The 10,678-nt window shown below is 68.4% G+C and carries 10 protein-coding genes; 3 read left to right on the top strand and 7 right to left on the bottom strand.

What is annotated here, in order from left to right; translation table 11 throughout:
• Positions 1-260 precede the first annotated feature (260 nt).
• Entirely contained in the window at positions 261-989 is a 729-nt protein-coding gene (locus tag AB0O07_RS31935) for a hypothetical protein (protein WP_365639936.1), read from the top strand.
• A 59-nt stretch (positions 990-1,048) separates the two neighbouring features.
• On the opposite strand, the gene AB0O07_RS31930 is transcribed toward AB0O07_RS31935, so the two are convergent.
• The 5 genes from AB0O07_RS31930 to AB0O07_RS31910 form a co-directional block, all read right to left on the bottom strand.
• Positions 1,049-1,981 carry a hypothetical protein gene (locus AB0O07_RS31930; RefSeq protein ID WP_365639934.1) on the bottom strand — a complete coding sequence of 311 codons (933 nt, stop codon included), beginning with the start codon at positions 1,979-1,981 and terminating at the stop codon, positions 1,049-1,051.
• 556 nt (positions 1,982-2,537) lie between these two features.
• Entirely contained in the window at positions 2,538-3,755 is a 1,218-nt protein-coding gene (locus tag AB0O07_RS31925) for a hypothetical protein (RefSeq protein WP_365639932.1), read from the bottom strand.
• Positions 3,756-3,885: 130 nt separating this feature from the next.
• On the bottom strand, positions 3,886-4,308 hold the full coding sequence (locus tag AB0O07_RS31920; protein WP_365639929.1) for a hypothetical protein: 423 nt from the start codon (positions 4,306-4,308) through the stop codon (positions 3,886-3,888).
• Between the two features lie 67 nt (positions 4,309-4,375).
• Positions 4,376-6,151 carry a ParB N-terminal domain-containing protein gene (locus tag AB0O07_RS31915; RefSeq protein ID WP_365639927.1) on the bottom strand — a complete coding sequence of 592 codons (1,776 nt, stop codon included), beginning with the start codon at positions 6,149-6,151 and terminating at the stop codon, positions 4,376-4,378.
• Positions 6,152-6,325: 174 nt separating this feature from the next.
• Positions 6,326-7,048: a DUF2786 domain-containing protein gene (locus AB0O07_RS31910; RefSeq protein ID WP_365639924.1), complete on the bottom strand. Its 723-nt coding sequence runs from the start codon at positions 7,046-7,048 to the stop codon at positions 6,326-6,328.
• A gap of 564 nt (positions 7,049-7,612) precedes the next feature.
• On the opposite strand from AB0O07_RS31910, the gene AB0O07_RS31905 reads away from it, so the two are divergent.
• A complete protein-coding gene (locus AB0O07_RS31905; protein WP_365639922.1) occupies positions 7,613-8,062 on the top strand; it encodes a hypothetical protein in 450 nt (149 codons plus the stop codon).
• On the top strand, positions 8,052-8,687 hold the full coding sequence (locus AB0O07_RS31900) for an HNH endonuclease (protein WP_365639920.1): 636 nt from the start codon (positions 8,052-8,054) through the stop codon (positions 8,685-8,687). Before AB0O07_RS31905 ends, AB0O07_RS31900 begins: the two co-directional genes overlap by 11 nt.
• A 117-nt stretch (positions 8,688-8,804) precedes the next feature.
• Here the strand turns inward: AB0O07_RS31900 and AB0O07_RS31895 are convergent, their stop codons facing one another.
• Positions 8,805-9,350, bottom strand: a complete 546-nt coding sequence (locus AB0O07_RS31895; RefSeq protein ID WP_365639918.1) for a GNAT family N-acetyltransferase — start codon at positions 9,348-9,350, stop codon at positions 8,805-8,807.
• Complete coding sequence (locus tag AB0O07_RS31890) at positions 9,335-10,594, bottom strand: hypothetical protein (protein ID WP_365639916.1); 1,260 nt, start codon at positions 10,592-10,594, stop codon at positions 9,335-9,337. Before AB0O07_RS31890 ends, AB0O07_RS31895 begins: the two co-directional genes overlap by 16 nt.
• Positions 10,595-10,678: the final 84 nt, after the last annotated feature.

Raw genomic sequence — 10,678 nt, 5'->3', positions numbered from 1 at the left:
CGGCGTCCAGGCTCGCGAAGCGACCGCGCAGCGGCCCGGCCTGGACGCCGCGCCCGGGTTCCTGGTACGCCCCTTGGGGTGTCCGACCGAGGAGGGAACCCCGCCCTCACCAGCACCACAACGCCCCCGCACCCGACCAACAAGCCCCCACCCCCTCCGAGAGAGGACCCGCCGGAGGCACACAATCGCCAGTAACAGCTCTGCATCACTTTCACACGACAGGGTGGAGTTGATCCCATACGGAGGGTTATAACCTTGTCATGACACCAGGAACAGAACGATTACTAGTGACATCAAGCATCGCCACCAACATCGCCGCAGTGGCCACTTTTCTCGCCAGCATCGGAAATTCAATTCCTGCCCGATACTTGCCAATCGCGGTATCGGTATTCGGCCTCACCGGCCTTTTCTTACTGCACCGGTTCCTGGCGCCCCAAAGCATTGCGGCCGCCCAACGGGTAGCACTCGCGGCGGCACTGACTCTCGTCTTGGTAGCTGTGTACTGGGCTTCGAACATTGCCTGGCCTGACACTTTCCCTCTGGGACAACCCAGAAAGGCAGCGAACGAACCGACTGCCCACCTCAAAGTGACTTCACCCAGGCCGAACGAATTGGTTGGATACTGTGTCACCATCAGAGGTACAGGAAAAATTCCGCCGGGATATCAGGTATGGTTCGCCCATCTCAAAACTTTGAAAAACAACAAAGCCGACGAGAGGAAATTGTATAATCTCCAGCCAGCGTCTCAGTACGATGACGATACCTGGGGCCTGCAATTTTCCCACTTAGGCAACCCCAAGCCGGGCCAGGGTGAGATTTATTTCCTCTACGCGTATCTGCTGCCAAATAGCGCTGGCAGTCTCATCAGCGGGCTTGAATACGGGAATCAATATGATCCGTTCCCTAACAAGAATGGAGTGCTCACCGGAAAGAAAATTGCAGAGATTCCGGTAGAGCGGACTGACGATAACGCAGATTGCCCCGCATGATCCTGGAATGAAACCGACTTCGTGAGCTGAGCCTGATCCATCACACGCCAGCCCAGCGGTCACCACAGGGCAGGCTGCTCGGCCGAGTACCGACGCGCAAACCGAATGCCCCCGGCCGGCACCGTCTCACCGGAGCCAGCCGTCAGCGCGGGAACGTCCGCTCCGGGGCAGTGACCGCCTTCTTCCTCCCACCGTTCGACGGCTTCGCGCTCAGCGCGCTCGTGCTGTTGGACAAGCGTGACCGGCCTCCGGTAGAGGTTCCGTGCCGTGGAGTTGAGCGCCGGAAGCCGGTGGGCGGCGGCCTTCTGGTCGTCGCGGCGTTTGTGGCGTCGACGGACCTTGGCAAACCGCGCCTCGTAGGCGGCCTGGTCGGTGCCGTACAGCGCAGCCGGGTTGAGGCGCACGAGTTCAAGAGCGACGTGGCCCATCGGGCTGAGGGCAAGTACGCGGGCGCCGTCCTCCTGGCGGACGGCGACGAGGAACCGGGCGGCGAACAGTGCCTGCGTCCGCTCGCGGCTGATCCGGCGGCCACCGTTCCACACACCGTGGCGTGCTGCCTGCCGGGCGCGCCCATCTCGCCAGTAAAGGCGCCCTGACTCGGCCGCCTCCAGCACGCGGACGTGTCCGGCGGTCCAGCAGAGATCGGCAACGAACTCATCGGCGAGATGCCGGTTCCTCACAACGCGGTCCCGGTTCTCGGAGTCCATGCCGGTGGCCGCCCGCTCCTGGGCTTCCTGCTCGGCTTCCCAGCGGCGGCAGGCGCTTTCCCGCTCGGCGTACTCGGCCACCGTCAACCTGCGCTCCAGCTCGGGTCGCAGGTCTGCGGCGGTCGCCTCGACTCCGGCCGCCTTCTGGGCACGAACGGCGTGGTCGACGGCCTTACGGGCGCAGTACACCAGGGCGCCGCTCGGCATGGTGGGATCGGCTGCGTACTGCTCTGCTCGATCGGCGTACCGCTCGGCCTCGACGGCCTCCTTGTGGGTCTCGTGCATGATCGCCTCCAATCGGGAGGTGGCTCCGGACCGGGCACGGCACACGGCGGTCATCGTGTCGTCTGCTGCGGTGGCGGCGAGAAGAGCTGCCTGCCTGGCGACCTGGAGACAGGTCTGCGGAGTTGGGTCTCCGGCCGTTCCACTGTGGGGATAGGTGGCGTACGCGTTCTCGGGCATGGGGTGTCCCTCGTAAGTGTCTCGGTGGTGCGGACGGCGACGTGCCGTCCTCGTGGTGGGTGTGCCGCCCGTGGTCGCGCGGAGCGCGACAGGCAGTGCCGCCGTGCCCGCAGGGCACGTCCTTTGGCCCGGCGTCCGGACGGGACGGGAGGGCCGCCTGCGGCCCGGACGTTCCGGCCGGCTGCGAGCCGGGCCATGCTGAGCCATCCCGAAGGGATGTCCTTCGCACGGCAGCCGGTCAGCGGGGCCGGCCGCCGACGCGGGCGGCCCCGCTCTGCGGTGGGCGGCGCGTGGGGCGGGCGGCTCGATGCCGCCCACCCCACGGCCCCGGCGGCCGGGGGTCCGGCCGGACGGCGACTCCCCGCCCGGCCGGGCTCTGTTACGCGGCGACCGGCTCGCGCTCGGAGACGCGGCACCGGGTGAGTACGGTCTGCGCGATCTCGCCGTACATGCTGTGGTCCTTGACCGTGCCGGTCAGCTCGACCTCGTCGCCCAGGTCGGGGACGGTCCCGGCGCTGCTGAACCAGACGAACACGTTCCCATCGGCGTCCTGGAACTTCACCAGGCGGCGGCGCTGCGTGTGGTAGCCGTACGTCCGGCCCTCCAGCTCGATCACGGTGGTGACGGTGGCGTTCGTGGTGATGCGCTCGCCCACGGATCCCTGCGGCCGGGAGAGCAGGGCGGCGCGCTCGCTGGCCTCCTTCTCCTGGTCGCGGTACCAACCCGCGATGGCCGATACCAGAGTGGGAAGGTGGCGCGGCTCAACCGTCTCCGCCTTGGCCAGTTGCCCGACCTTGTGGCGGTAGTCGGACAGGCTTCCGAAGCCCTGAATCGCCCACGCGCGGACTGCTGCGGCGGTGGTCGACGCGTCGGGTACGGCATCGATGTCGGCCCGCCACTCCTCGGGGGCCCGGCGGTCGAAGAAGTACGCCGCGACGCCATCGGCGGTCGGCTCAGCGTTCTTCCACTCCTCGGACCGGCTGTAGAACCGGCCTTCCAACTGCACGATTGCGGCGGTCACCCGCAGCACCTCGACCACCGGCACGCGGAGGTCGGCCGGGATTCCGCCCTCGTCGCCGTCCCAATCGGAGTCCTTCAGTGTGCCGAACCGCCACAGCGCCTCCAGGCCCTTGATGGGGAGGCCGGTGTACGGCTCGACACAGGTCGTGCCCAACTGCCGTATCTCGCCGTTCTCGTGGCGGGCGAGATAGGTGGCGGTGCGGTGGCGAGCGACGGCGCACCCGTGGCAGAAGTTCTCGATGGCGCGGTACTGGCGCGCGGCCTCGGCGTCCTCCTCGGGCAGACCGGGAAAGAGGCTGGTGATCGTCTCGCCCTCCTCGTCGTGGTCCAGACGGGCGACGACGGTCCAGCCACGGTGACGGGGAACGTCACCGGAGATCGTCACGGTGACGGTGGGGCGCTGGCCGATCAAGCGGCCGTCCCTGTCCTCGTAGTCAGCCAGGAAGGGCGCGGAGATGTCGAGCGTGTACGCGGTGAGCTGATGGACGGCGGCGCGGGCGTTGGTGGCCTCGACAAGCTGACGGACGCGGGACTGAGCCGTTGCGGGGATGGAAAAACGCATGGCTGCGCTGGTCATCGTGGGTGCTCCTGCTGGTGAGAGGGGTTCGCGGGCCCGGCCGGGCGGGTTGCCCTCCGCGTACGACCGGGGTCGGGTCGACTGGCGGCCCGGACGTTGGAAGGGGGTCCACCCCTTCCAACGTCATTAATTAAACCATGTTCTTTGTTCTGGGGAATACATCTCGACCGGGGATATCAAGTGCGGCGCGGTCACGCAGGAACGCGGCGAAGATCGCGGCAACGTAGCTGTCGGCGGTGCCGTACGTGCGGCGGCAGTCCAGCGCCCCGACGCGCTCGCCCCGGTGGCGGACAGGGAACGGCTGGCCCGGGGCCGGGATGGCGAGCGCGTACAGTCCGCGCGGGGTGTCCACGCGTAGAACGACGGCGGCGGCCTGGTGGTCGTAGGCGACCGACCAGCGGGCGGGCCCGATGCCGAACTCCGCGAGTCCGCCCGCGATGGCGCGGGCCTGCATGATGTCGGCGGTGGTGCTGGGGTCGGGCTCGGCGGGGGCGGGGACGCACCCGCAACCGTGGTCGTCGGCGCGGGTCTCGAACAGAGCGGTACGGGTCACTGTGGGGCTCCTGGGACAGCCGGGGGCGGGGCGGATTCCCGCCCCCGGTATCGGACGGCTGACGTGGTCAGGCAGCGGCTTCGTCGTCGCTCGACAGTTCGTCGGCCTCCTCGGCCTCCGGCTCGCTCGCCTCCCCATCGGTGCCGGGCTCCCGCTCGGCCTCCGGCTCGCTGCCGGACGTGATCGCGGCGCGGGGCTTCTTCTTCGACGGGTCGTAGGGCTCCTCGTCCACGACCGACTGTTCAATGGGCGTGAGCGGGTACCCGAGGGACGCGAGCACCCGGAACCACCGGCCGGTGGGCTTCCGCGCCCACGGGGCGTGCTGGCTGTCCGTACGCCACGCGGACCGGTTCGCGCACTTCTCCCGTACGGCGGCGATGGCCGCGAACTGAAGCTGCGGGGCTCGGCGGGGGTCCTTGGCGACGTGCCCGGCAAAGCTGCCCCGGTCCTTGGCCTGCTCGGAGTTCACCCCCAAGAAGGCGGCCAGAATCTCGGTGGTGCCACCCTTGTTCAGATCATCGGCGATGCCCCAACTCCCGTTCAATAGCGCGTCATTGACGTGCCCGATCAGGGCGTTGGTCGCGGTCTTCGGGAGATTGCGCCGCTTGATCAGGTCGGTGATCCACTTCCGGCGCAGAGCTTCGGCGGCGTCCCAATCGATATTCCCCTTCTTGACGGCGGCACGGGCGGCGCGCTCGGCTTCGACTTCAGCAGCGGTCTTCGTGCCGCCGCCCCCGCTGGCGGTCTCGGGCGCCACATGCCCGTAGAGGCCGGGGGCGGAGCAATAGGGCTCGTACCGGTCACCCCGCCGCTCATCGAACACCCACACAAGACCCTTGCACTCGGCGTGCTCCTCGGTGCTGATGCCGCGCAGTCGCCACACAGGCATGGCTCGCTCGGACAGCTCCTCCGCATCCCGGATCTTCTGCCCGGCGGCCTCCAACTCGGCACGTTGGGCCTCGGCCTTGGTCCGCTTGTCGCGCTTGGTCCGCTCGATCGCAATCGCCCAGTCAACGTCTCCGGCGTCGGCGTCGTCCTCGGCGGCGGCCTCGCTGATCGCGGCCAGCGCCTCGGGGTCGTCCGCGAACTCCGAGAGCGCGGCCAGATGCTCAAAGGTCCACGCGTAGCTGCCCGCACCGCTGACGGCGGCCGACAGCTTCTCGTCGGACCGGACCTTGACCAGGGCCTTCACGTCCTTCTGCCGTACGCCTGCGGCTCGCGCGATGCGCCCGACCTGCGCGCCCGCCTCGGCCGCGCTGAACATCGCCTGGTTCATCTCCGACGGAGTAAGGCTCTTACGGTGCTGGGCGGTCGTGATCATGTCGAGAAACTGACCGGCGGCATCGCGGTCGTCGTCGTCCCACTCGTACGGCAGGTGTTTCAACCCCGCGTCCTTCGATCCGTAGAAGCGGCGGTTACCGTCGTTGACCTGGAGGATTCCTCCGTCGAGCCGCTGGATCTTGACCGGGATGCGGCATCCTTCGGCGCGGAGAGATTCCACGAACGGCGTGCTGATGTCGAGATCTTCGCGGGCGTTCTTCGGGTGCGGGGTGAGCGCGTCGATACGGACCACAGGGCGGGGCGTGACCGGCACGGTCTCCAGCCCTGCGGCGACGGCGACGGCCAGCCGCCGGAACCCGTCGATGATCTGCGGCACGTTGCCGTGAGTCCGTACGACGTACAGCGGCTCCTCGACGCCGTTCCTCGTCACGTCGGCCAGCAGATCGGCCGGAGCCTCGATGTCGCGGACGTTGCCGGGGTGCGCGACAAGCTCGGCGACGGTGAGGGTCGGCCACGGAGCAGAGGCCGTCTGGACGCCTGCCTGGGTCTTGAAGTTGGTCATCGGTCCTTCTCTTCCTGGTGAGAGTCTTTCGGGCCGTTCGGCCCGGTGACGGCGTCGGGCAGGGGGTTGCCCTCCCCCTCCGACACCAATAACTAAGCCATGTTCTAGCTTGATCGATCATGAACTGAACCAGGGCCGGGGCGGCGGGCTGCCGCCCCGGCCCGGATGAACGGTTCAGGCCGCGAGCGCTCCGGCTACCTTCCCGCCGATGCGTCGGGTGCCCCCGATGTCGGCGCGATTGCCTGCGGCGGCTCCGTCGCCGTATCCGTTGCCGCTGTACGAACTGCGCGACACCCGGGCATTCGGGTGCGCCCGCCGAAAGGCTGCCTGAACCTTCGCGTCACGGTCGGCCAGAACGAGTTCACCACGGCGGCCGGTGGCCGAGGTCTCGTCGCGGGCGGCGGCGCGGGCGGCCTTCTCGATCGCTCCGAGTCGTTCAAGAACACGTTCGGCGAAGCCGATAGTCCACGAGTTGCGCCATGCTCGCGCACTGCGGACACCGTACGGGACGACCTGTGCGCCGAGTCCGCCGATCATCTGGAGAACGAGGGAGGCACAAAGGATCTCGGTGCGCTGGATGTCGGACTCGTAGCCGACGACGTGGACGCGGCGCACATTCCCGCGTATGCCCATGTAGGCGGCCTTGCACCCGACTGACTCGGCGATGAAGCACACCAGGCGGACACGGGACATGGACCACGGGTTGGGGAGGTCGATGTTCCGGTCGCAGACCTCGTCACGTGACGGCCGACCGTCACTCAACAGCGCCTCGTCCACGCCGTACTTCGCCATCATCTCCATCGCCCGCGTACGGGCAAGCTCGGCTTCCGCCTCGGACGTGGCGGCGTCCTCAGCCTTGGCCAACAGGGCCTGAATGGTGGCCAGCTTGGGGTTCACGTCAGCTCGGGAAGATCCCATTGCTCTGCTCCTGGTGAGAGGGATTGTCGGCGGCCGGTCGGCCTGCCGACGTCGGCCGAGGGTTGCCCTCCCCTTCCGACATGACTAATTAAACCACGTTTCAGGGGGTCGGGGCAACCCAGAAATAGCGCCTGACCTGCCCTTTCTCTCCCCTGCCGACCCGCACCCACCCGACCGGGCCCGCCCACAACGGACCTGGGCGGGGTTCCCTCCTCGGTCGGACAGCTCCGCCGTACCAGGGTTCCGGGCACGGTGTCCAGGCTCGCGAAGCGACCGCGCAGCGGCCCGGCCTGGACACCGTGACCGGGTTCCTGGTACGCCCCTTGGGGTGTCCGACCGAGGAGGGAACCCCGCCCTCACCACCCGCACCACAACGCCCCCGCACCCAACCAACAAGCCCCCACCCCCCTCCGAGAGAGGACCCGCCGGAGGCATCAAGTCTTTGAGGCCGGCACCGATGAGCTGATGGTTCGAGATGTCCGCGGACCTGTGTCTACGGTGCGCGCGAAGAGCAGTGTTGTCGAACAGGACTTGGGGGCAGGCGTGAGCACCACTTCGGCAGGGCCGGTGAGCGCGGCGGAGCTGCGCCGGCGGGTTCGCGCCGCTGAAGCGCTGAAGGCGAAAACGCGGGAGTTGGCCGCCGCGACCGCGTTGACCGCACGTGAAGCTGCGGCGAAGGCGACGAAGGCGAAGGAAGAGGCCGACGTCACGGCACGGGAAGCTGCCGCTGTCGTTCTGCGGCTGTTCGACGGCGATGCCGAGCTGGTCTCGGAACTGCTGGGGGTACCGGCGGAGGAGTTGGAGCGGGAGGCGAAGCCTGTTACCGCAGCTCGCGCGAAGGAGGTCATCGAGTCGCTGCGGGCCCGTGTCGAGCGCCCTCGCCCGTCCCGAGGACGTAAGCCTCGGGCAGAGGCGTCGGATCAGTCTCTCTCGCTTTCGGGCGCCCCGGCTCCGGCCGTCACTCCGGACGGCAGCCGGGCTGATGCCGCCTGAGAACAGCCTCGGGCCCGGACTCTTCCCGCTCTCGGCGGTGAACGGGTCCGGGCCCGTTCACGTTGATGAGCAGCTTGCCCTCATCGGCGAGCCAACACCCGTACGTATTCCGGCTGTTGAGTGGGAGACCTGGCTGGCTGACGAATCCGTTCAGGCCCGTTACTGGGCCAAGGTCTACCGCACCGATTCGCCCGATGGCTGCTGGTTCTTCTTCGGGGGCATCTCCAGCACCGGACATGCCAGTTTTCGGGCAGCGTCGCGGCCTGGCCGGACTCGGCGCGGCACGGTCCCCGGCCATCTGTACGGCTACCAGCTCGCGCACGGCGTGATTCCTCGGCTCGGGTGGGACAACGACAGCCCGACGGTCTGCCATACGTGCGACAACCATTCGTGCCAGCGGCCGGAACACCTGCGGCTGGGAACTCCGGCGGAAAACCGAGCCGAGTGGATCGCGCGTCGCCGCAACCCCAGCAGCCCTCTGGCCGACCTTCGCGGGCCGGCCGGCCGCTCGCGCGCTATCGGCGAGACCATACGGAGCGGGCTCGCCAACAGGGCGTCCAAGACGGAGATGGCTCTCCGTATCCGGACAGCAGCGGCGGCAGGCCGCCCTCTGAGTCTGTGGTGAACACCCACCCCTGCCGGACAAGACGGTCCCCTGCCAGACCTCGGCAAGCCGGGCAGGGGACCGCAGCCCCCTGCGGAAGTGCGGATGGCTCCTGCGGGAGGCGGTTGTTCGGGGAGGTCAGGCCGTGTGCGTGCGGTCGAGCAGCATCACGGCGTACAGCGGGGAGTCCGGAAACGGCTGGTTTTCGCCGATCTTCCGGTATCCCCAGCTCTCGTACAACGCCTGGAGCCGGGGACGTCTGGTGTCCACGGTGAGCACGGTCAGGGCCTCCGCCCGGTCGGCGAGCAGGGCGGTGTGCAGCCGTTCCCCGAGCCCCTGCTTCCGCCACTCCGGCCTCAGCATCAGTTCCGAGATGGAGAACGTCGACGGGTCGGCCGGGTCCACGGCCACGTGTTCGCGCCACCATTCGCGTCCCGGTTCGCCTGGTGCCCCGTAGGTGAAGCCGATTGGCTGTCCGTTCTCGTAGGCGACCACGCAGGCGAAGCCGTCACGTCCGCCCCAGTGGTCCACGAACCAGGGGAAGCGCTGTACGAACTCCTCGTGCCGCCGGTCGAAGTAGGCGTCGGCATGGACGTCGAGCAGGGTCTGCCGGATGCCGGGCAGGTCGTTGTGTCCGTAGCGGCGCAGGTCGATGGCGGATGCCGTGGTCACGCGGAACTCCATTCGGATCGGTAACGGTCGGCCCACTCACGCGCCACGGTGGTGGTGGACGCGAGCGTGAGGAGATCACGGTAGAAGTCGCCGAGCAGGACGCGCAGACGGCCGGGCAGCGGCCCCCCGGACATCAGGGTGAAAGCGATCTCGGTCGTGGCGCAAGCCTGCTCCACGTCACCCTGGTGGAGCTGGGCGACGGCGAGGTCCACGACCGTCATCGCGCGGTTGCGCCGATACGTCGCGGGGAGCATGGCCAGGGCATGGTGGGAGGCGGTCTCGGCCTCCGCGTGCTGGCCGAGACGTCTGCGGACGATCCCGGTCAAGGCGTACAGTTCCGCGGGCCCGTAGAAGGCGACCCACGCCGGACGGGGGCGCGTATCGGCTCGCTCAAGGGCTTCCTCGGCGTATCCGATCGAGCGGATCGCGGCCTGCCGATCGCCCTGGTCGGCGTGTGCTACTGCGGCACGGGCGTGCGCGAGGGATCCGAACAGCGGATCGCGGCGCGTGATCGTACAGGACTGGGCGGCCTGAGCCGCTGCCACGCTTTCGGCGTGGCGGCCGAGCTGGTGCGCGAGGATCGAGGTGGAGTTCCACACCCGCATCAGTGCCACGGAGTCCTGCGACAGCCCGGCCAGTCGAAGCGCCTCGTTCACGTGTTGCTCGGCGTGATCGAGCCGTCGGGCGTCGATGCACGACCAGGCGGCGGCCGTGGTGTAGGCAGCAGCCACGCCGAACAGCCGTTGCCGGATCGTCTGCGAGGCGGACCGGTCCTGCATGCCTATGGCCTCGGCCGCGCCGGCGAGCGCGGCGCGTTCGAGGGCGGCGTGTCCGCCCTGCTTCTGATCGAGAAGGGTGAGCCGGTCCAAACCGCCCCGCAGACGGATCACGTCCGAGGTGCCCACGGCGGTGGGACGGGTGTCGACGGCCGGCAGGGCGGGGGCGGCGAGCGCGAAGGCGGCGGTGCAAAAGCGTCGTCGAAGCATGACTTCGGGGTCCTCGTAGGGCGGTGCGGCCATGCCCGGCGGATAGAAGCCGAGGCACGCGGGTGTGCATCCGAATACTGCCGTGAGGGCGTCGCGCCGGCGCTGGTGCGGCCAGCGGGATTTTCCGGTGACCCAGTTGCGGACCGTGCGGTCGCCGACGGTCCCCCGGTAACCGGCCGCCATCAGCTCTTCGTTCACCCGCTCGGCCAACGAGCCCTGTTTGAAGGCGTGTTCGATCATGTGGGCCTGAAGCCGGGAATTGCCTTCCACACGCTCACCGTATCCGTTTGATCACGAGGCGTGGAGGGGTTGCGCGGATCCCGTCCTTCACAAATTTCCGGTCACCGCGAGTAG

The organism is Streptomyces sp. NPDC093085, assembly GCF_040683935.1.
Taxonomy (GTDB): domain Bacteria; phylum Actinomycetota; class Actinomycetes; order Streptomycetales; family Streptomycetaceae; genus Streptomyces.
This window is presented reverse-complemented; position numbering and strand designations above follow the sequence as displayed.